Source organism: Planococcus sp. CPCC 101016 (assembly GCF_007859295.1).
In the GTDB taxonomy this organism is placed as follows: domain Bacteria; phylum Bacillota; class Bacilli; order Bacillales_A; family Planococcaceae; genus Planococcus.
Genome location: NZ_VOHB01000002.1, coordinates 1,160,014 through 1,182,032 on the forward strand (window position 1 = coordinate 1,160,014; position 22,019 = coordinate 1,182,032).

The 22,019-nt window shown below is 39.7% G+C and carries 23 protein-coding genes; 15 read left to right on the plus strand and 8 right to left on the minus strand.

The window, feature by feature from the left end:
• Positions 1-292: 292 nt before the first annotated feature.
• The 9 genes from FQV26_RS05310 (at position 293) to FQV26_RS05350 (ending at position 8,481) form a co-directional block, all read left to right on the plus strand.
• A complete protein-coding gene (locus FQV26_RS05310; RefSeq protein WP_146556321.1) occupies positions 293-1,489 on the plus strand; it encodes a hypothetical protein in 1,197 nt (398 codons plus the stop codon).
• A 77-nt stretch (positions 1,490-1,566) separates the two neighbouring features.
• Positions 1,567-2,742, plus strand: a complete 1,176-nt coding sequence (locus tag FQV26_RS05315) for an amidohydrolase (protein WP_146556322.1) — start codon at positions 1,567-1,569, stop codon at positions 2,740-2,742.
• 37 nt (positions 2,743-2,779) lie between these two features.
• Positions 2,780-4,081, plus strand: a complete 1,302-nt coding sequence (locus FQV26_RS05320; RefSeq protein ID WP_146556323.1) for a Zn-dependent hydrolase — start codon at positions 2,780-2,782, stop codon at positions 4,079-4,081.
• 234 nt (positions 4,082-4,315) lie between these two features.
• Positions 4,316-4,615: a replication/maintenance protein RepL gene (locus FQV26_RS05325; protein ID WP_146556324.1), complete on the plus strand. Its 300-nt coding sequence runs from the start codon at positions 4,316-4,318 to the stop codon at positions 4,613-4,615.
• 366 nt (positions 4,616-4,981) lie between these two features.
• Entirely contained in the window at positions 4,982-5,638 is a 657-nt protein-coding gene (locus tag FQV26_RS05330) for a YveK family protein (protein WP_146556325.1), read from the plus strand.
• Between the two features lie 28 nt (positions 5,639-5,666).
• The gene (locus FQV26_RS05335; RefSeq protein WP_146556326.1) at positions 5,667-6,677 is read left to right on the plus strand and encodes a GNAT family N-acetyltransferase; all 1,011 of its coding nucleotides are present in this window, start codon (positions 5,667-5,669) and stop codon (positions 6,675-6,677) included.
• Between the two features lie 56 nt (positions 6,678-6,733).
• Positions 6,734-7,210, plus strand: coding sequence for a hypothetical protein (locus FQV26_RS05340; RefSeq protein ID WP_146556327.1), 477 nt, complete (start codon positions 6,734-6,736; stop codon positions 7,208-7,210).
• Positions 7,211-7,239: 29 nt separating this feature from the next.
• Entirely contained in the window at positions 7,240-7,572 is a 333-nt protein-coding gene (locus tag FQV26_RS05345) for an MGMT family protein (RefSeq protein WP_146556328.1), read from the plus strand.
• A gap of 174 nt (positions 7,573-7,746) precedes the next feature.
• A complete protein-coding gene (locus FQV26_RS05350; protein WP_146556329.1) occupies positions 7,747-8,481 on the plus strand; it encodes a gamma-glutamyl-gamma-aminobutyrate hydrolase family protein in 735 nt (244 codons plus the stop codon).
• 173 nt (positions 8,482-8,654) lie between these two features.
• On the opposite strand, the gene FQV26_RS05355 is transcribed toward FQV26_RS05350, so the two are convergent.
• Together FQV26_RS05355 and FQV26_RS05360 are read right to left on the minus strand one after the other, a co-directional pair.
• Complete coding sequence (locus FQV26_RS05355) at positions 8,655-9,080, minus strand: hypothetical protein (protein ID WP_146556330.1); 426 nt, start codon at positions 9,078-9,080, stop codon at positions 8,655-8,657.
• Between the two features lie 11 nt (positions 9,081-9,091).
• A complete protein-coding gene (locus tag FQV26_RS05360; protein WP_146556331.1) occupies positions 9,092-10,378 on the minus strand; it encodes a helix-turn-helix domain-containing protein in 1,287 nt (428 codons plus the stop codon).
• Between the two features lie 522 nt (positions 10,379-10,900).
• Between FQV26_RS05360 and FQV26_RS05365 the strand changes: the two genes are divergently transcribed.
• Positions 10,901-11,494 (plus strand): general stress protein, encoded by a 594-nt coding sequence (locus tag FQV26_RS05365; RefSeq protein WP_146556332.1) that lies wholly within the window; start codon positions 10,901-10,903, stop codon positions 11,492-11,494.
• 147 nt (positions 11,495-11,641) lie between these two features.
• A complete protein-coding gene (locus FQV26_RS05370) occupies positions 11,642-12,514 on the plus strand; it encodes a YflT domain-containing protein (RefSeq protein ID WP_146556333.1) in 873 nt (290 codons plus the stop codon).
• 43 nt (positions 12,515-12,557) lie between these two features.
• Here FQV26_RS05370 and brnQ read toward each other — a convergent pair whose 3' ends face one another.
• From brnQ to FQV26_RS05385, 3 genes are all read right to left on the minus strand, one after another.
• Positions 12,558-13,874 carry a branched-chain amino acid transport system II carrier protein gene (brnQ, locus tag FQV26_RS05375; protein WP_146556334.1) on the minus strand — a complete coding sequence of 439 codons (1,317 nt, stop codon included), beginning with the start codon at positions 13,872-13,874 and terminating at the stop codon, positions 12,558-12,560.
• 116 nt (positions 13,875-13,990) lie between these two features.
• Positions 13,991-14,176: a CsbD family protein gene (locus FQV26_RS05380; protein ID WP_146556335.1), complete on the minus strand. Its 186-nt coding sequence runs from the start codon at positions 14,174-14,176 to the stop codon at positions 13,991-13,993.
• A 73-nt stretch (positions 14,177-14,249) separates the two neighbouring features.
• A complete protein-coding gene (locus tag FQV26_RS05385; protein WP_146556336.1) occupies positions 14,250-14,543 on the minus strand; it encodes a hypothetical protein in 294 nt (97 codons plus the stop codon).
• Positions 14,544-14,647: 104 nt separating this feature from the next.
• On the opposite strand from FQV26_RS05385, the gene FQV26_RS05390 reads away from it, so the two are divergent.
• Positions 14,648-15,610, plus strand: coding sequence for an NAD-dependent epimerase/dehydratase family protein (locus tag FQV26_RS05390; protein WP_146556337.1), 963 nt, complete (start codon positions 14,648-14,650; stop codon positions 15,608-15,610).
• A 203-nt stretch (positions 15,611-15,813) separates the two neighbouring features.
• Positions 15,814-16,890: a glycosyltransferase family 4 protein gene (locus FQV26_RS05395; protein ID WP_146556338.1), complete on the plus strand. Its 1,077-nt coding sequence runs from the start codon at positions 15,814-15,816 to the stop codon at positions 16,888-16,890.
• A 141-nt stretch (positions 16,891-17,031) separates the two neighbouring features.
• Here the strand turns inward: FQV26_RS05395 and FQV26_RS05400 are convergent, their stop codons facing one another.
• Together FQV26_RS05400 and FQV26_RS05405 are read right to left on the minus strand one after the other, a co-directional pair.
• Entirely contained in the window at positions 17,032-18,069 is a 1,038-nt protein-coding gene (locus FQV26_RS05400) for an LCP family protein (protein ID WP_146556339.1), read from the minus strand.
• A 172-nt stretch (positions 18,070-18,241) separates the two neighbouring features.
• Positions 18,242-18,877 carry a YigZ family protein gene (locus tag FQV26_RS05405; RefSeq protein ID WP_146556340.1) on the minus strand — a complete coding sequence of 212 codons (636 nt, stop codon included), beginning with the start codon at positions 18,875-18,877 and terminating at the stop codon, positions 18,242-18,244.
• Positions 18,878-19,032: 155 nt separating this feature from the next.
• On the opposite strand from FQV26_RS05405, the gene FQV26_RS05410 reads away from it, so the two are divergent.
• Positions 19,033-20,178, plus strand: a complete 1,146-nt coding sequence (locus FQV26_RS05410; protein ID WP_146556341.1) for a sensor histidine kinase — start codon at positions 19,033-19,035, stop codon at positions 20,176-20,178.
• Positions 20,179-20,205: 27 nt separating this feature from the next.
• Positions 20,206-20,880, plus strand: coding sequence for a response regulator (locus tag FQV26_RS05415; protein WP_146556342.1), 675 nt, complete (start codon positions 20,206-20,208; stop codon positions 20,878-20,880).
• Between the two features lie 482 nt (positions 20,881-21,362).
• Here the strand turns inward: FQV26_RS05415 and FQV26_RS05420 are convergent, their stop codons facing one another.
• A complete protein-coding gene (locus FQV26_RS05420) occupies positions 21,363-21,971 on the minus strand; it encodes a 3'-5' exonuclease (protein WP_146556343.1) in 609 nt (202 codons plus the stop codon).
• Between the last annotated feature and the right edge of the window lie 48 nt (positions 21,972-22,019).

Here is a 22,019-nt window from a genome sequence, read left to right on the forward strand (position 1 = left end):
TAAATCAAGGCAGCTGGAGGGAAAATGAATGAAAATTCATTTAAACGTTATTTCAAAATAGTCAATTTATTCTATTTATACTAGTGCGATATTGTGCTACTATTGCAACATTATAAAATCTTTAGCATAAAGCTACAGATTCAATAGCTATTCCATTTTATTGGGTAACACGATTCTGCTTTTGAAATTGGATCTTCTGATCGTTAAAGCTCGTTAGAATCAGTAAAAGGAAAAGTCTCTATTGGTTGAAATTGCTTTTTAGCTGCTATTGGAAAAAGAGGAGGAAATTAGCATGGCCCAAATGCTCGCGTTAACCATTTTAATCTTTGTATTATTTATTGGCGAGGCAATTTCAACTCGTACAAAAGCTTGGATTCCTTCGATATTTGTCAGTGGAGTGCTGTTCCTTCTGGGATATTGGACATTCTTCCCGCCAGAAATTGTAGAGATTGCAGGTATACCACCGGCAGTAGCCGTTATGCTCATTTATTTACTAATTACGAATATGGGAACTTTATTGTCTCTTGAAGAATTAAAAAATCAGTGGAGAACGATTCTAATTGCCATATCTGGCATTTTAGGAATTATTGCTGCCTTATTCAGTATCGGAATTTTGTTGTTTGATTTTAATACAGTTGTAGTAGCTATTCCTCCTTTAGTTGGTGGACTGGTATCCGCATTGATCATGTCTGAGGGTGCAGCTGCAGCCGGACTTCCGACGCTGGCAGTCTTTGCCATAGTGATTTACGTAGTGCAGGGGTTTGCGGGATATCCGCTTACATCAATTATGTTGAAAAAAGAAGGCCAAAACTTGCTGAACAAATACCGAAACAATGAATTGACAGCTAAACAATTGCCTGGTGAACAACAAGGAACGACAGGCAAAGCAGTCAAGGAACCGCGCATGTTCGCCAATATGCCGGATAAATACAACACGGACTTTTTCAAGTTTTTCCGCTTAGCATTCGTCGGATACCTGGCTTACCTGACATCAACTGTCGCTGCTCCAGTAGTGGAAATTAGCCCGTTCGTACTGTGTTTGTTATTTGGTGTTATTGGGCGCAGCATCGGGTTTCTTGAACGTCATCCACTGCAAAAAGCGAACGGTTTCGGATTCGCAATCATGGGTTTATTGCTTTACATTTTCGATGGCTTAAAAAATGCCACCCCAAGTATGATGCTGGAGATCCTTTATCCGCTTATCGGCTGTATCCTCATCGGTGTAGTGGGGATGTATATCTTTTCATTCATCATCGGCAAACTTCTTAAAGTCAGCAAAGAAATGGCATTTGCCGTTTCATTGACGGCTCTGTACGGATTCCCGGCAGATTACATCATTACTGTGGAAGTCATCAATTCATTGACCAAAGACGAAGAAGAACGGCAAGTCCTGACTAGCCATATGTTGCCGCCAATGCTAGTAGCAGGGTTTATTACGGTTACCATCGTCTCTGTTATATTGGCAGGTATATTCGTCGGTTTCTTGTAAAAAGAAAACGCCGAATAGGCAATCGTAACAAATCGGCCTGAAAATAAAAGAAAGACTAAACCGAAAGGAAGTCACTCATGATCAACCAAACCATAAAAAAGAACATACAAGAAAATAGCGAAGAAATGATTCGAATTCGGCGCAAGCTTCACAGCGAACCAGAGCTGTCGTGGGAGGAATATCAAACTTCCCAATTTGTCTATGATTATTTAACCGGACTGGGTATCGAAGCGCGTATGACAGAGCCAACCGGCGTCATCGGAGAATTAAAAGGTGGAGAAGAAGGAAAGACTGTAGCACTTCGTGCTGACATGGACGCTTTATCTGTTGAGGAATTGAATGCAGAGTTGCCTTATAAGTCAAAAGAACTTGGGAAGATGCATGCTTGTGGACACGATGCACATACCTCCATGCTCTTGGCTGCAGCTAAAGCATTAGCGGATGTAAAAGAAGAAATTCCAGGGAATGTCCGTTTTATTTTTCAGCCAGCAGAAGAAGTTGCGACTGGCGCGAAAGCGATGGTGGCCCAAGGTGCAGTAGAAGGGGTTGACGATGTATTCGGCATTCATATCTGGTCACAAAGTTCTACAGGCACTGTAGCCTGCAGTCCAGGTGCTTCATTTGCCTCTGCCGATATTTTCAAGGTGCATTTTAAAGGACAGGGCGGGCATGGGGCTATGCCGCAAGCGTGCATTGATGCGGCTATAATTGCTTCTTCCTTCGTCATGAATGTTCAATCGGTTGTATCGCGTACCATCGATCCGCAACAAGGAGCAGTAGTGACTGTCGGCAAAATGGTTGTTGGAACCCGTTTTAATGTTATAGCTGAAAATGCAGAAATCGAAGGTACAGTGAGATGCTTCGATCCTGCAATTCGCGATCATATAGAAAAACAGCTCAAGATTTATGCTGATCATACAGCGGCAATTTATGGCGGTACAGCAGAAGTCGACTATATCAGAGGCACACAGGCGGTTATTAATGGCGCGGAAAGTGCGCAATTAGTTCAGCAAGTGGCAATTGAAGCATTTGGTGAACAGTCCGTTTACGAGGAAAAGCCAACCATGGGTGGCGAGGATTTTTCTTTCTACTTGGACGAAGTTCCGGGCAGTTTTGCATTAGTTGGGAGCGGGAATCCTGAAAAAGATACACAGTGGGCTCATCATCATGGCAAGTTCAACATCGATGAAGAAGCGTTGGCAACTGGAGCGGAGCTTTATGCGCAATACGCGTGGTCCTTTTTAACTAAATGAGCTTATAGAAAGACCAGTCAAACTCAAGGAGGAACTTATGCCAGCAAGTAGTGAAAACCCATTATACGAAGAGTTATTAAAAGAGTATGACAACAGTCTTGATTATTCAGGCATTAATGGAGAACGCATCGCGAGCCGATTGTTTCAATTATCAAAGATTGGCTTTGTGCAAGTAGGCGGAGTAAAAAGGCCAGGTTTTTCAGAAGAAGAAAAAGCTGCAAAAGAATTGGTGAAAAAATGGATGGTTGAAGCAGGATTAACGGTTTCAGAAGACGGAGCCGGCAACATTACAGCGCGATTGGAAGGTCGGAGCAAGAGAGCGGCCATTGCATCAGGATCTCATGTTGACAGTGTTCCGAATGGCGGAAACTTTGATGGTCCTCTGGGTGTTCTGTCAGCATTAGAGGTGGCAGAATCTTGGAAAGAAACTGGATATGTTCCTGAGAAACCTTATGAAGTTATTGTCTTTTCTGATGAAGAAGGATCCCGGTTCAATAGCGGATTAACTGGCAGCCAGGCGATGACGGGTGCAATATCAGAGCAGGAAATGGAGCAGCTTCGGGATTACAACGGTGAAACTTTGGAACAGGTGTTGCAACATTACGGCAGTAATTTAGATGATTTCAAAGCTGCAAAAAGAGATTTATCTGAATTGGAATTGTTTGTGGAAGTGCATATTGAGCAAGGAAAGAAGTTGGAAAAAGCGAATCAGCCAGTTGGAATCGTCAGCGGAATTGCTGGACCTGCCTGGTTGGAAGTGGAGTTTGTAGGAGAAGCGGGCCACGCAGGGAATACGCCTATGGTAGGAAGAAAAGATTCTTTAGTAACGGCTGCAGAATTCCTTCAGTCAATTCCTGAATTTCCAAAAGCGGTCAGTGATACTGCAGTAGCGACGGTTGGGAAGTTGGATGTTTTCCCAAATGGAGCGAATGTCATTCCTGAGAAAGTAAAAATGCTTGTTGATATTCGGGATATAAAGGAAGAGCCGAGAGACCGGCTCATCGATCAGCTAATCGAACAGGCAGAAAATATTGCTCTTAAAAACAATATCCACTTAAACGTCAAACTGAACACACGCATTCAACCAGTACCAATTGCTGAAGATCTTCAACAATATTTAGCTGCCTCCTTAGAGAAGTTCGGAATTTCCCCAACTTACATCCCAAGCGGCGCAGGGCACGATGCGATGAATCTCGGACGTTTTATTCCAGTGGCTATGCTCTTTGTCAGAAGCAAAGATGGCATAAGCCATAATCCGAAAGAATGGTCTTCCTTGAATGACTGTGTAACAGGAATTCATGTATTGAAAGATTTTATCGAAAACGCAATGAAACGATAAACTGAAGATCAATTAATCAAATAAGAACAGGGGAAGAGTATTCTTTCCTTGTTTTTTGTTGTCGGAAATGTGATTGAAAGGGATAAGTGGTTTTGATAATATACATATAATGGTTATCGTTATTTAATTTTGGAATTATCAGTATTAATTGAAATAGTGTGTATATTTTTAAATAGAAAGGGTATAGATAGTATAAGAACGTAGCGCTAGGCTGCAATTTTTGGAGGTGGTTAGATGAAAGTAATGGAAAATAGAGTGCATAATAAAACAAGAGCTTTTTCGGAAGAGAGAATCTTGAACGAATGCCGGGAATATTTTTCATCAGAAACTGAAAAAACAGCAGAAATTGGAGAAAGATTTATGCAGTACTTCCTGAAAAATGCTTCTTCAGAAGGTGTTCTTTTTAAGACAATTAAAGAAATTACAGCAGATATTAATATTTCACATCAAACGTTAACGAAAGTTTTAAAAGCGCTTGAATCGAAGGAAATCATATACCGGAGAAATGGTATTATCGGTTTGTGGAAAGATTAACGGTGAAAGCATCCCTCAGCAAAATGAGGGATGTTTTTTTTTGCCTAAAATCTAAGCGGGATCAAATAGTTTTACTAAACCCAGAGGTATAAAAATTAAAAATGACCATGATTGAAAAATGATAGGGCTTGAGTAGTTTCATTAAAACTCCTTAAATGGGTTTAATGAACTAATTTTAAGGATATAAATATAAAAAGTTTTATTTTAATGGACTAAGGACTTATGTATTTGAAGAATAAATTAAAAAATATCTATAAAAGTGTAGATTGAACCAATAAAATATGATATAAATGAACTATAATAATCTGAATTTTTAGAAATAATTGCAAAAAACCCATCTGTTTTCAAACGAAGGAGGAGAGTCTGATGAATAATAAAAAAGCAGGACAGGTTTTATCGATAAATTTGAAAAAACGAATATCTTATACAGTCGGCCTCATCCTTTTTTTAATGCTGGCAGTATGGTTTGTTTTTGTATTTATTGTTAGTCCAAAATACCAGGCATCCAGCCAGCTACTCATTGAGGAAACAGCGCAGAGAAGTCCACACTTAACAGCAGAAGGCAACCGGATCGATTCACAGACTGTAGCAGCTTATGCAGCTTTTATTAAAAGTCCGGAAGTACTGGAACAAGTACGACAGAATTTAGGATTGCAAATTTCCATAAGTGACCTTCGGAAGCAAATGACGGTGAGTTCTACAAATAATTCGCCGGTTCTAACTGTCATTGTTTCTTCTGACACCAGTCAACAAGCGGTAGAAATTGCCGACGAAACAGCATTTGTCTTTCAAAATGAAGTAAGAAATTCATTAAAGGCGGATCGTGTCAGTATTATTTCGCCAGCTGCATTGGAAGATCCAGTTAAAAAAGATTTATTTTTTGGTCTGATGATGGCCGCGATTTCAGGTTTTATTCTAAGCATTTTTACGGCAATTGTTATTAATGCGGCTAAAACTGCAGCCAATGCTAAAAATAGAGAGATACGAAAAAAAGAGAATCAATTGCAGACAGTGTTTAAGTGATTTTCTAGGTGAAGCAGGGGTGGAATGTATGTATGAATTAATATCAATACAACAGCACAGTCGTTGGCAAAAGATTCTCGATCTTTTACAAATATCGGATATATATTATACCAGTCAATATTTTTTAGGTGCTTTAAAATTGGATCCGGGAGAAGCGCTGCTTTTTTATTACAAAGACGAAGACGGAGAAGTTGCATACCCTTTTATAAAAAGGCAAATAAGCGATGAAGAAACTCCTTATTTTGACGTTACCACTCCTTTTGGTTATGGGGGGCCCATTTTAAAAACTGTAAAGAACCAAGCGAATCTGGCAGCTAATTTCAGAAAAGCGTTTGTTGAATATTGCCAGAATGAAAAGGTCATCGCTGAATATATACGTTTTCATCCTCTGAAAGAAAATGCCAAATTTTTTAAAGATCATCTGAAAATTTCTCCACTGTATGAAACTTTCACAATAAAACTAAAAGATTATTTCACTTCAAGAAAAAAAATGCAAGCATCTCCTGAAGAAGAGGAGAATGACTCGGGATTAGTGATAAAAAAACTTGGGACAGTTCGTCATATGTTTGAATTCTTAGTATTGTATTACTCCGCTGCCAGAAGAAGAGAAGAGGCAGATAGTTATTATTTCTTCACAAACGATTACTTTGAAACATTAATCAGTTCAATGGGACCCAACCTGCATTTATTTGGCGCTTATCAAGAAAATAAGCTGGTCTCAGCATGCTATATTCTCGCGATGGGCGATACGATTTACTACCATCTAGAAGGCAGTTTATCTGAAGTGGACAGTGAAAAAACCATGAGGACCCTTTTGTTGAAGGTTGCTGAATGGGGAGAGGAAAATTATTACGCCTATTTCCATCTAGGTGGGGATTTTCGAGGAGAAACAAATAGGGAGAGACAGATGAAAAGGGGCATTGCGAATTGTGAACCTGCCATCTTTTCAATCGGACAGCAAATTCATAATCATCAGATCTACAACAATATGCTGCCATTAGAAGAAGAAGATATTAAACGGAGATATCGAAATGTCTGAAATTCAATTACTTATAGATGAGCATAAAATCAAAATTATTCCAGGGAGGTATAATGATGAGATACATGCAATATAAAGGTGTGGTAGAAAGAGAATATAAAAAGTCTTTAAGAAAAATCATGTATGAGATTTGTGTAGTAGAAGGGTTGAATGCTTCCCTTGGAGCTAAAAAATTAGGGGTGGCAAAAGAGGTTTTTGTGTTTTGGAGGAATTTTTATCGCTTGGACAAGAATCAGCAATTATTCGATCAAGCAGTTAATAATCTGGAGCAGATGAAGTTCCTTTATTTGAATGAAGCAAAAAGTATAGACATATCGAGACCTTTGCATCATGTAGATGAACAGTCGCTTCAAGGTCTTGAAGAACAAATTGACCGTATGGTAGAGTATTATAAATGTGTACATGCTGAAAGTGGCGGGTTGGCGACAGAAACCGGTAAACTGCCATTATATGAGTTTGTACAGGAACTGCTTGAGGATTATAAATCCGGAAGATTACTGGATGAAGTTCAGAATCAGCGGGAAAAAGCCTGAGCAGAATTCTAATAGAGTGGATGAAATGGATGCATACGTTTACTGAAAAAGCTTTAACCGTTATAAGGGAAATTCCTCCAGGGAAAATCATGACTTATGGACAAGTGGCAGCGATGGCTGGGAGCCCCAGGGCTGCGAGGCAAGTAACTCGAATACTTCATAGCATGAGTAGCAAGTACAATTTACCTTGGCATCGAATTGTGAATATCCATGGACAAATTGCCGTTATGGATGAAGAGTCCCGGTTCTCCCAGCGGAAATTACTGCTGGATGAGGGTGTAGAAGTGGATCAGAACGATCGAATTGATTTAACTCGTTTTCGCTATGATCCAAAGGAAGAAGAAAAAAATAAAATTGACTAAAAAAACCCTGTGTAAGGGTTTTTTTAGTTTTCATTTAGAATGTCGCATTTGCTTTCGTTATACTCTTAAGTAGAATTGCAGGATAATGCTATGCAACTAAAATGTTTATTAATCTGATTCTACAGGGTATATAGAATAATGGACAATTTGATCAAGTGGAAATGAGGAAATAAAATGACAGTAAAAGATAAGCCGGTAATTGGCATAACAGCACGTGTAGAAGAAGATCAGACATACTCATTAGACCCGGTATATGGCAGAGCCATCTTGCAGGCTGGAGGATTGCCGTTGATTGTACCTATCGTAGATAAAGAAGACATCCCATTGCTATGCGAGCGATTGGACGGGCTGATTGTCACGGGGGGAGGAGATATTAATCCAACCTTATACGGCGAAGAGCCGCACCTGCGCCTTGGAGCAGTGTATCCTGGCAGTGATGAATATGAAAAGGAGCTGATTTTGAAGTTCCTTGATTTAGATAAACCGTTTATCGGTATGTGCCGTGGTCTTCAGATGTTCAATATTTCATTGGGTGGAACCAACTACCAGGATTTAGAATCCCAGTTTGAAGGAGATTTACATCAGCATAAACAAATGGCTATGCGGACACACCGTACGCATTCGGTGATTTTAGAAGATGAAAGTTTATTGTACGATATTATGCAAGAGAAGAAATTCAATGTAAACTCTTTCCACCATCAAGGTGTTAAAGATGTTTCAGATCAATTAAAAGTTTCAGCCTATGCTGCTGATGGATTGGTGGAAGCATTGGAGAGCAAAAATCATCAATTCGCCATGGGGATTCAATGGCATCCCGAAGAATTCGCTCTACAAGGAGACGACGCTTCAATGAATATATTCAAGCGTTTTGTCGATGAGTGCTTAGTGGACAAAAAACAAAATCAATAAAAATGCGAAAAAGACCATGAGATTTTAATAATCCGAATGGTCTTTTTTGTTGTCTTGAAATAATAGAAGAGTGTGAAGGCTGATTTGAAGGTGGTAATCATTGATGATTTTAATTATAAAAAGCCTGCCGCTACATAAGATAAGCGACAGGCTTTTGGTGATTGATACTATTATTAAACTTGCTGATTTTTAACGGACCAAGGTTCAGGGACACGATCTCTAACTGCAACCTGCTTAGCAGACCAAGGTTCTGGCACGCGATCTCTAACGGCAAGCTGTTTTACAGACCAAGGTTCTGGCACACGGTCATTAACGGCAAGCTGTTTAACGGACCAAGGTTCAGGAACACGATCGGCAAGCTGTTTAACGGACCAAGGTTCAGGAACACGATCAGCAAGCTGTTTAACGGACCAAGGTTCAGGAACACGATCAGCAAGCTGTTTAACGGACCAAGGCTCAGGAACGCGATCGGCAACCTGATTAACGGACCAAGGCTCAGGAACACGGTCATTAACGGCAAAGCTTGTATCGTTATTTGGAGCTAAAATTCCTGTAGTTAAAAGTATGGATGCAAAAGATACTATAAATAATTTTCTCATTTTCCCACTCCTCATTTGACAGTCATTAAATCTTTATAGCATTGTTTTGATTCGTTGAAAGTAATTGCAGCTTTTTCAAATTCACCTCGCTTGAAATATGTTTTGCCTAGTAAATCTAGGTAATAACCTTTTTCGAATAAATTGCCGTTTTGATCTAATATAGGGAGTAAGAGATTGCAGTAATGTTCAAACTCCTTATCATTACCCTTAATTAATTGAACTAATCCTTTAAACTCATAAAGAATTTCTCTAAAAGCTTTGTTGGTAGGAGATTCTAAAACAGGGTTAATTCCTTCAATCAGAATTTCTGCTTTTGCAACTAAAATAGTTGCTTCTTCTAAATCATCTAGCTCTAAATTACACTTTATGAGTATACAGTATGCTGAAAGTAAATCAGACATATACTCTTTTGGAATAAACTCTAGTGAATTTGTTATATGCAGCTTGGCTGATTCATAATCTTGAAAATGGAAGTAAAAATATCCGTAGTTGTATTCTGTTGTAAACTTCAGAATATCAATGTCAAGTTTTTTTCCGATCGCTAATGCGTTTTTAAGGTGATCTTTAGCGGTTGTGAAATTGCCAATTCTCCGCTCATTAATGGCTAAATTCAAATGGCACTCAACAATCCTTTTTGGAATAAATTCTTGTTGATAAATTTTTAATGCAAGATGACTATACTTGTTAGCTATATTGGTTTCACGACATTGTGTAGCTGATATTCCGATAGAATAATACAAATCCCCTATTTCAGAACCGTGAATTGTATCAGGTGCAATTCTTTCAGCGATAAGATAGGTTTTCAAGGCTTTTTCGAAATCATTGAGAATGTAATTATAGTTTCCATTATACTTATGAAAAAGATAAAACTGTTCCTGGTTCATGAATTCTTTGAACCGGTCCATTTCCTTGATTTTCTCTTCGGCGCTGTCCAAATCTCCTGTAATAATAAAGTACCTGATTTGCTGGATACAATACTCCAGTTCAACGTCCTCGTCAGCATGCAACAAGGGATGATCCTGGATATCCGCATACTGCTCCATGATTTTCGCTTTGTTTTGCGGATGCAACAAGGAGTTCTTAAAGTTTTTTACAAGAACTTTTCCAATTGGATTGTCTTTAGGCGCTAAAGGAACAGCTAACTTTTTGCACAAAGCTTCCAAATCTTTGAGTCCTGGATCTTTTAGGCCATTTTCAATTTTCTTCAGTTCTCTGGGAGACATTATGCCAGAGGCTAATTCTTCTAAACTGATTTTCTGTTTTAAACGATGGTATTTCAAACGCATTCCCGTGTCCATTACTGCTCTCCTTTCCTTTTGCAAGGGCAGTACTTCTGTCATCCATGTAGGAGAGTTGTTTTCCGCCTTTGTCGGGTCCTCCGAAAAGTAAGAAGAAAATAGATCGCCAAGTACGATAATTGCCGCCTCCACATCCCGTAATTTACTTTGTGTTAATATCTTTAATACATGATATCATCAATTTTCGAAATAAACTGCTTTTTTATAATGGATTTATTAAAAAAGAGAAAAAAGGTAAAATATGCTTACTACGGTAAATGTTGAGTAAAAATTTTTACAAAAAAGCTATTTTAATAGGTTTATAGTACTATAAAAGATTAGGCAAGTATATATGCTGCTTGATTCGAATCATTAAACTTGTTCTTAAAAATGGAAGTGAAAAACTTATCTAATGTTTTAAAAGCTTGTATCGTGGATGCAAACAAGCGGATTTTGGACTCATATGAACGAAGGATGTTAGGTGTATAGCTGTTATGGGTAAAGATAGATACATTATTCTATCAAATTTACGGAGGTTTTTACATGAGTTCGGATAAAGCAATTTTAGCAGTAGTATTTTCGGAAGCCGATTTGGTAAAGAAAATTGAAGAATTAAAAAAATCCGGCTATAAAGAGCAGGAACTTCATATTATGGCAACAGATACTGAGCGCTTCAATAATCTTGCAGTTGACAAGAATGAAGTGAATACATTTACTGATAAATTTAAAGGATTCGTTTCAGGGGATAGTGGCGTTCGTGAAGGGGTCAAATCTTTGAATCTTTCAGCAACGGAAACAGAGCGTTATACAGCGGATCTTGCAAAAGGCGGAATTCTGCTTTATAAAGATGATAGCGAAGAGACTATACTCGACAAGATTTCCAGTAATGAAGTCAGTGCAGATCAAGAGAATCCGAATGAACAGCAAAGAAAACAATTCATTAATTCAGTTGATAATAATTTCGATGAGCAGGAAGATCGGTTTGCCCGCGGAGAAACTTTCATGCAAGAACCTACTATAGTTCAGGACGAACGGCATAATTCATTTACTACTCAGGAAAAGCCAGAGGTTGAAAAGGCTAGAGGCGGCTCTAGCGAAGCAGAAAAGCATAGCCAAAGCGACAAGAAATACAAGTGAAACTTGCTGGTCACCCAGCAAGTTTTTTTAGTCTTAATTTGATAAGCGGCTGTAAGGGTTCGGTGTGTCTTTTAAATCCCTTAGGTTTTAGCGGTCTATAGGAGAGGGTAAACAAAAGTAACACAGTATACAGGAGGTTTTATCATAATGAGATCAGGAAATCGTGAATTCGAAATCGTATACAGCAAACAAGAAATGGAAACGGCTATACAATCATTAAAAACTAAAGGATACAGAGAAGAAGATATCCATGTAATGGCTAATGATAAAAGAATGGTAGAAACTGCAGGTAATGAGGGGGTCCAAGCGGATCAAGCCAACTCTTTTTCAAATCGCTTTAAATCTTTTTTAGGTGGAAAAGATGTTGTCAGAAAAGAATTGGATCGCTTCAATCTGAATAAAGACAGAGCAGATGACTACGAGCGCGAAATCGAAAAAGGTGCAGTTCTTTTATATACGGATGGAGAGGCTATCTCACCTGAAGACGAACACTTCTCATCTTTAGATGATTCAAATGAGCCGATGGATTTTGAAGGAAGTACTGGTCAAACATCAGGAGACAAAGTTGTTCATCGCAACGATCAGGGCAATGAGCATTCTGATGGAATTTACGCACGTGAAGTTTCGAGAGAAGATCAACACGCCCGAGCTGGCAAGAATGATCGCTTGCAGGATTCCCGGCTGAAAGGTGATGAAATTCACCCCACTGGCGGATTGAATAAAGATGAGGGATCTGTCCGGGAGAAAGAATTGGATCACGAACCAGGTCTTCAAACGAAAGAAGGCGAAGATAATCTACTGCGGGAAGCTGGAGTAAATCGTCGTCAAGACGAACCTTCACCTGGAGTAGATCCGAATTTAGGGCCGGCGCCATTTGGCCGAGACTCTGAAGAAGAGCATTTGCTTAAAGAGGAACGGAGAGAGGACTCGGACAAACCGAGAAATCCCCGTGATCACTATGATACAACTCAAAAAAGAAGTAAAGATGATACACCGCCGCCAACCCAGAGACTATTCTAAATAATAAGGAGCCTCCCCGATAAGGGAGGCTCCTTATTATTTTTCAATGCTTAACACGTGCGATTGCCACGCCTATTAAAGTCCCAATGATAGCGGGAAGAATCCATCCAATTCCCTGTTCAAATAACAGCAGATGACGGAAAATCGAATCGACCTGTTCAAAAACAATGCCAGCTGAACGCAAAGCATCAAAAATACTGACGATTGCGGTTAATCCAAGAGCAATCATATAAACAAAAGGTTTTCTGTAAAATATACGATCGAAAAATGATAAAACCACAAGGACAATCGCAACTGGATAAATTGCTAATAATACAGGAAGCGATATGGCGATCAATTGAGTCAATCCTACATTTGCAATAACGGCAGAAAAGGCAGCAAAAAATAGAACGTAGACAATGTAAGAGACCTTTGGATAAATTTTATGAAAGAATTGGGCGGTAGCGGAAACAAGTCCAATGGAGGTCGTCAAACAAGCAAAGGTTATTGCTGCAGATAAGATAATTCCTCCAATTTCTCCATATAAAACACGTGAAGCCAGAGCAATAATGATACCGCCGTTATCCTGTAACCCAATTGCTTCAACACTGGTTGCTCCGATATAGCTTAGAGACAAATAGACAGCAGATAAACCGATGGCTGCAATAAACCCTGCGTAAGCGGTAGCTTTCAAAATGGTTCTTGTGTCCGTAACGCCTTTGCTTCTAATGGATTGAATAATAACAATTCCAAAAACCAAAGCAGCAATGGCATCCATTGTAAGATAGCCCTGTAAAAAACTTTCGAAAAATGCTTCAGTATCATAATTTCCAACAGGAGAATTTATTGGCCCCATTGGCGTTAGAAAACTCTTCAATGCCAGTAATCCAATTACTACTATTAAAAGAGGGGTCAATACTTTGCCAATCCTATCGACTAGTTTTGTTGGATTCATTGCAAACAATATTGTGATGGTAAAGAAAATAATGGTGAAAATTGTCAAGGACCAGAAGGATTCAGCGAAATCTACTGGCAGAAAAGGTGCTGTCCCAATTTCAAAAGCGACTGTAGCCGTACGTGGAATTCCAAAGAAAGGGCCAATAGCCAAATAAACTATTAATGTAAATATGATTCCGAAAATAGGGTGGACGCGTCCGGCAATAGATTGAAGGTCTCCGCCTGCTTTTGCGATTGCCAGGATGCCCAATAAAGGAAGGCCTACTCCCGTAAGTAAAAACCCAATTATAGCAATAATCAATTGATCACCAGCGAGCTGACCTAAATAAGGTGGAAAGATAATATTCCCTGCCCCCAGAAACAAAGCAAAAAGCATAAGTCCTAAAGTAAGAATATCTGTTTTTGTAAGCGCCTTCTTTATCATGACAAACTCCTTAATAAATAACATTTACACACGAACTTACATTATAACCGAATTCTTTAATTTTTGAAAACATTAAAAATCCAAAAGAAAAACCCGGTCAAGAGACCGGGGTACAATCATTTCTTAGTATTATTCTTAAAATCGCCAATTTTATCTTGGATATTACCTTTAGCTTTATCCATTTTTCCTTCGTTTTGCTTATTCGGATCATTGGTGGCATTACCGATTTGATCTTTTAGCTCACCTTTTCCTTTGTTTACCGCACCTTTTAATTTATCTGAGAAGCCTTCTTTTTCACTCATGAATAGTTCCTCCTTTGAATTTATCGCTTACCACTATAATTACCTTCTGTAAGGAAAACTAAACATCATGGCATTAGTTTCGTCTGCAAGGGAGGTTTAACAAAGTTTTTTTAGCGGTATCTTTAATAGTAATACATAAATCTTCTTGGCTTAGCCGGTTCAATGTTTGAAGAGGAGTATAAATATTTTGAGCCACACCAAATCGTACTTCGGTATGCTGATCCATCGATAAATCGACAAGCAATCCTTCACAGTTAATGATTTTGGCAAGCTCTGCGCGTGATCGATAATCCATCTTCAATACGGCTGCTTCATCCCGAGGCGTCCAGACTGTCTTGAGAGAATAGAAGTCAAGCGATTCATCCATTAAGGTTACACCCCTAAGAAATAGTTGAAAACTCTTTTATTTTATTTAATATATCATATTTTGAACAATATAGTAATTAAAAATACTTAAATAGGAGTGGGAAAATGAAGGTTTTAATGCTTGGAGGCACGTCTTTTGTAGGGAGACATATGGTGGAGAAGCTGCTGGAAAACGGGCATGAAGTAGTTTTGTTCAATCGAGGAAAAAGCAATCCGAATGCCTTTCCCAACCTTAGAAAAATTATAGGAGATCGAAGAAAAGATGCTTCAAAACTGGCGGAAGAAAGATGGGATGCGGTAATTGATACTTCTGCATATACACCTTCTGACTTGCAGCCGGTACTTCAACATATTAAAACCGATCATTATACATTTATTTCTACGATTTCTGTGTATGACGACTACAAGGGTGGACCAGTCAGTGAAACTTCGTCTGTTTTTCAACACGAAGTCCAGGGAGACAAAGTTACCGGTGAAACCTATGGCCCTTTAAAAGTGATGTGCGAAAAGCTGATTAAAGAAAGTATAGGGGACAAGGCGTTAATCATCCGTCCAGGTATAGTTATAGGACCACAAGATCCGACAGACCGCTTTACATATTGGGCAATGAAGTTAAATGGGGAAGGTAATGTTCTAATACCAGGCAGTAAAGAAAGAAAAGTGCAGTGGATCGATGCCAGAGATTTAGCTGCTTTTACCGTTTCCCAATTAGAAAGAAAACAGACAGGCGTCTACAATGTTGTTGCTGATCCAGTTTCAATGGAAGAATTCGTATTACAGACGACCTTCGGACAGCCTGATACTGTATGGGCGGATGAGCAATATCTCTTGGAAAGAGGAGTGCAAGCTTTCGAGTTGCCGTTTTGGATGCCCCACTCAGAAGATTATCCTGAAGGCTTCATTTTGGTTGCTAATGAAGAAGCTAAAGGTACAGGGCTGACTTTCCGTCCTCTTAAACAGTCTGCAAAAGACACTCTTGAATGGGTTGAGAAGGAAGAAGATTTTCAATTGAAGGCTGGAATAAGTCGAGAAAAAGAGAAAAGTTTATTGGAAAAAATCAAAAAATAAAAGGAAATATGTATTTATTTTGCTAGTAGAATGCGAACTAAAACTTATCTCAACAAAACTCGTACTTGTCGAAACTTTATACTAAAAGAGTCGTCCAATTGATGAGAGCTTTGGATATAAGCCAGATTTTTCTTTATTTATCAATTAGTCATGCTATAATACAAGTGGAAATGTATGTATTAAAGTTTTTAAGGAGGAAAGATATGCTATACCTCACGATGGTTCTGGCATTCATCGCTTCAATTTTACTGACTCCGATAGTTAAACGCATCGCTTTTCGCGTGGGAGCAGTTGACCGTCCAAATTATCGAAAAGTTCATGCGAGAATAATGCCGCGTTTAGGCGGATTGGCCATTTTTGGTTCATTTTTAATCGCTTATTTCATATTAACTCCACAAGATCCGATTTCTAATGCCATCGAAGCCGCATATATCCCCATTGAGGCAGCCATAATCATTGGTGCTCTTTTGATCATTGTTACCGGTGTACTGGATGATATGTACGAAATTAGCGCTAAAGCAAAATTAATTGGACAATTAGTTGCTGCAGGAATTGTGGTTGTCGGTGGCGGACTTGAAATTTCGTTCATCAACTTACCATTTGGCGGCGTACTAGATTTTGGTTATTTGAGTATTCCCCTGACAATCCTTTGGATAGTCGGTATTACTAACGCCATCAACCTCATTGATGGTCTGGATGGACTAGCGGCCGGTGTATCTACTGTTGCCTTGCTGACTTTGGCGGCTATGGCCTTTATTATGGGTGATGTCTACGTCATGTCGATGGCAGCTCTGTTAGCAGCCAGTACTTCAGGATTTTTGGTTTATAACTTTCATCCTGCAAAAATCTTCATGGGTGACACAGGCGCTCTATTTCTAGGATTTATGATATCAGTCTTGGCATTGATGGGCTTTAAGAACGTTACAATTGTAGCTTTGATTATCCCAATCATTATGCTGGGCGTCCCGATATCCGACACATTCTTTGCTATTGTTCGTCGTGTGCGTGAAAAGAAATCCATTTCAGAAGCAGATAAATCCCATTTGCACCATTGCTTGCTGAATATCGGCTTTTCACATAGCCAAACTGTTTTGATCATTTATGGAATTGCAGCTTTATTTGGTCTAGCGGCACTCTTATTCTCTCAAGCGACTTTATGGGGAGGAATTTTGCTGATCAGCGTCATGTTGGTAGCAATCGAACTTTTTGTAGAAGTTGTGGGATTAGCTGGGAAGAACTACCGCCCACTTTTAAATTTAGTGCGAATGATTAGCAAATAAAAAGATTGAACTTGAAGCTTGCGCTTTTAGTTCAATCTTTTTATTTTGCAAAAAATATAGGTAAGGATTAAAAGTCTTTTTTGGGCGCCACGTGTAAAATTTGATATGTTACAGGCGACAAAGAAAAACACCACAGTTCTTTCACTGTGGTGTTTCATTTTCTTCAATTGGGTAGTCTGCAACTTTTTGTTCAGAACCATTATCCGTTAAGTTTGAAGTATCTGGTTTCAAACCCAGATGACTTTGGAGGATATCTTGTATCTCCAATAGTGATTCTTCTTTTAACTTCCAGTAATAAATACCGGTGGACATATCATCGTAACCATCGAGCGTTATGGTTTCTACATCAGGTTTCCCATTCTTGGCGTATTCGAAAAGCTCTTTCATGTCCTGGAAAGTCATATCTGTTTTCATATTATCTCCAACAGCTTCAAAAACATCTCCATATTTGCTGATTGATCCGACCGATAAGGCACGATTCATGATAGATTCTAAAATCATCTGTTGGCGTTTGCCTCGTTCAATATCATTGTCATAATGACGAGTTCTTGCAAGGGCAAGTGATTCGCTGCCATTTAAAAACTGTATGCCTTCTTTTAATTCAACCGCACCTTGTGAATCATTTTCATCTTGTTCCACAATATCGTATGGCACTTCGACTTTTATTCCACCGAGGGCATCCACCACATCAATAAATGCATCAAAGTTCATACGCAGGTAATAATTAACTGGTACATCCAATAATTCTTCTACACTCTCAATGGTCGAGTTCGGACCATTATATGAGTAGGCGTGAGTAATTTTGTCTTCGTATCCTCCGTCGGGAATATACGTATACGTATCTCGAGGGATGCTCACTAACTTAATCGACTTATCTTCATTGTTTAAAGTGGCTAAAACGAGGGCGTCAGATCGTATATTGTCGTCGCTTTGACCACGTTCCTCACTATCATCAACTCCGATGAATAGGATGGATATATTATCTGTAAGGGGTTCGACTGTTTCAGTATCGTTGCCGGCGGATTCAAAAGCGTTATCCGCTGCTGATTCCGCTTTTTTAACTAGGTAAACTCCATAAGCAGAAACGCAGATGAGCAGAGAAACCGCTAAGGTGGCAATTACTTTCAGGATGGTTCGTTTCCGGCTCGATTTGGTTTTCCGATAAACTTTTCGGTTCATATTAGTTGCTCCTCTATAGATTATGGGCCAACCGAGTATTTATGTCGGATTAATCCAATCTTTGATTAGTATTGGCTACACGTGCAAGTGGACAGGTTCTCAATAAATATATTTGTTTTTTCTTAGCTGTTGATATTATACAGTGTATTTTGAAATGCGTAAATAAAAAGAACTATAACAACTTAAATTCGAGAAACTCGCTGTCTTCTATACTGATCTTAGCTTGGCCGTTCGTCAGTTCATTTATCCAGTTAGTGAACTCCTGCTCTTTTTCAACAGGTACATAGATATACAAATCCACGCCATCTGTATAGTCAAGGTGATCTAATGGGAATGCAGACTGGCGGATTTCATTTTCCAGTTTGCCGAGCCAGGTATAATCAATGGAAGTTTTCATCAAGTGATGCAATTTTCTTTCGACGATACCGGAAGCGGCGAGAGCTTCCGACGCAGCTTTTCCATAGGCTCGTATCAAGCCTCCGCCTCCTAATTTTATGCCGCCATAATAGCGGGTAACGACCAGTACGGTATCTTTAAGTCCTTTTTTCTTCAAGACTTCGAGCATTGGAAATCCAGCTGTACCACTTGGTTCGCCGTCATCATTCGCTTTCTGGATGGAGTCATGTTCGCCAATCAGATAAGCCGAACAATTATGGGTTGCCGTCCGGTGACGCAGTTTTATTGAATCAATAAACTCAATTGCCTGCTGTTCAGTTTCTGCCCGCGCAGCATGTCCAATGAACCTAGATTTTTGGATAAGTATTTCTGCACTGGCAGAATCGCCTACAGTTGTGTAATTTTCTCGCAATTTAACGCCTCCTGTTGTAAAATGAAATCAGATAATTTGTAATGTATCTTTAATATGGTCTTGCTTATAAAGTGATATACTTATTAAAGCCGACAAGGTATAAAGAAGTAAGGATTTTACCTGGATACAGTCAGTATAGCTAAGGCGGTTTTGAAATGGCAAAGAAAATCGGTGGGAAAACACCTGATTCTATTTTTAATGAAATGCTGGCAGGAATAGAACAGGCAAAACAAGATATTTTCGTCATTAGTGAAGAAAGTCGCCAAAGTTATGAAAAGATGAAAGATGAACTTGAAGATGTCCGCTTAAATATCGCACGAGTTATTGAAGCTGGAGATCTTCTTGAAGAGAAAACGCGTGCGGCTCGTCGACGGTTGGCGGAAGTTTCTCAATTTTTCAACTCTTTTACAGAAAGTCAGGTTCGCCAAGTATACGAGCAGGCAAATGACCTTCAAGTACAATTATCACTTAATCGAAACGAAGAAAAAAAGTATCGGCAGAAGCGTGACAAATTGCAGCGCCGACTTCAACTCTTACTGCAAACGATTGAACGGGCTGAGAGCCTAGTCAACAAAATTAATGTAACAAGCAGTTATTTGACTTCAGATTTTGAAAATGTTGATGAAGCCATCGGTAAGAACAAGTCAAGTCAAGATTATAGCCTTCGCATCATTGAAGCGCAAGAGGAAGAAAGAAAGCGCCTCTCCAGGGAAATTCATGATGGCCCTGCGCAAATGATGGCGAATGTCCTGCTTCGTTCGGATTTAATTGAAAGAACGTATCGTGAAAAAGGACCGGAATTAGCTTTTCACGAAATCACCTCTTTAAAGGACATGGTCAGACAGGCACTTACCGAAGTAAGAAGAATCATATACGATTTGCGGCCCATGGCGTTGGATGACCTCGGTTTGGTACCTACCCTAAAGAAGTACATTGATACAATTGAGGAATACAATAAAGGCATTAGAATGGAATTCCAGTCGATGGGAAAAGAAGTGCGCTTGCCGAATAAATATGAAACCACTATTTTCCGTCTGGTACAAGAAGGAATTTCAAATGCGATACGCCATGGCAAATCGTCTGAGATTAAAGTTGAAATGGAATGGCTAAGAGAACTTGTTAAAATTACAGTAACAGATAACGGAACTGGTTTTGATCAAGGAATTGTAAAAAACCAGTCATTCGGATTGGCGGGGATGAAAGAAAGAATCGAATTGGTTGAAGGCGATTTTTTCATCAATTCATCACCCGGGAACGGTACAGTCTTAATGTTTGATATACCTTTTAAAAAGGGTATGTAAGATAGGGTATTCGAGGAGGACGACATAATGACAAAAATAATTATTGTTGACGATCATCAATTATTTCGTGAAGGTGTAAAAAGAATTCTAGATTTTGAAAGTTCATTTGAAGTCGTTGCTGAAGGCGGAGACGGCAACGAAGTCATCAAATTATATGAAGAAAATAGACCTGATGTGGTATTGATGGATATCAATATGCCACAAAAAAATGGTGTAGAGGCTACAGGAGAATTGATTGAGAAATTCCCTGATGCGAAAGTCATTATGCTGTCCATCCACGATGATGAATCTTATGTGACGCATGCCTTGAAAACAGGTGCTTTAGGTTACATGCTGAAAGAAATGGATGCAGATGCAATTATTCAGGCGATTAAAGTAGTAGCAAAAGGCGGCTCTTATTTGCACCCTAAAGTCACGCGCAATCTAGTAATGGAATTCCGTCGTTTGAGCGAACGTGAAAACAAAGGGTCTTTCCATCAAACAGAAATTCGCCGTCCGTATCATCTTTTGACGAAACGTGAAAGTGAAGTTCTCCAATTATTGACAGATGGCCAAAGCAATCGCGTCATTGGAGAAACTTTGTTTATCTCTGAAAAAACGGTTAAAAACCACGTGTCGAGCATCTTGCAGAAAATGCAGGTAAATGACCGTACACAGGCAGTTGTGACCGCCATCAAAAACGGATGGGTTGAAGTAAGATAAAATAAAAGACGGTAGATCTGCTAGTTTGCAGATCCACCGTCTTTTTTGTTTGCTTTCTATTCTTCAAGAAGTCGCAGCAGTTCAGCTAACCGTTGAAAACGGGCGCCTCCGCATTTCTATGTCCAGACTCCGGCGCCCAGCTCTTCGGGTCATAAGCCAACCCGGCTTTGCGGCAAAAAGTGCCGCTTTGCCGGTCTGTCTTATGCCTGTCAGAGCTACATGGGCGCCTGCGCATTTCTGTGTCCAGACTCCGGCGCCCAGCTCTTCGGGTCATAAGCCAACCCGGCTTTGCGGCAAAAAGTGCCGCTTTGCCGGTCTGTCTTATGCCTGTCAGAGCTACATGGGCGCCTGCGCATTTCTGTGTCCAGACTCCGGCGCCCAGCTCTTCGGGTCATAAGCCAACCCGGCTTTGCGGCAAAAAGTGCCGCTTTGCCGGTCTGTCTTATGCCTGTCAGAGCTACATGGCTGCCTGCGCTTTTCTTTTATAATCGATCGTAGCAGTATTGGTAGATGGCTGCTGTTGCTAGGCAATCGCCTAATGCATCGTGAGCATCGTGTTCCAGTTTTAAAAAGGCAGTCAATGTGGTCAATTTGTGATTAGGTGTTTGGGTAATGGCTCTTCTGGCCAACTTGACTGTATCGATGACTGTGTACTCGGGAATCGGTGTGATCTCTTCGAGAGCATACAAGAATCCCATATCGAAAGGGGCATTATGTGCAATGATTGGCAAGCCTTCGATAAAAGCAATCAGTTCATGCGCAACTTCTTCAATAACCGGCGCATTCTGTACATCTTTGTTGGTGATGCCTGTGATTCGTGTAATCGTGCTGGAAATGGGGCATTCCGGGTTGACCATCAAATACATAGTTTCCATGCGTTCGTGATTGATGTATTTAACAGCTCCGATTTGAATGATCTTATCGCTTCCTGCGCGCAATCCAGTGGTTTCAAAATCCAGGACTACGTAATTATCCACTTTCTGCATACTCGATTTGTATTTTTTAGGCCGAGCGGGCTGCTTACGGCTCCACTGTGGGCGTGTTTCCCTCATTTTTTGTTCCAGTATCTGTCTGGCATCTCTTTTCTCCATGAGATCCCTCCTTTATTTGTATCTACTAGTGTACCGCAAAAATGAAAA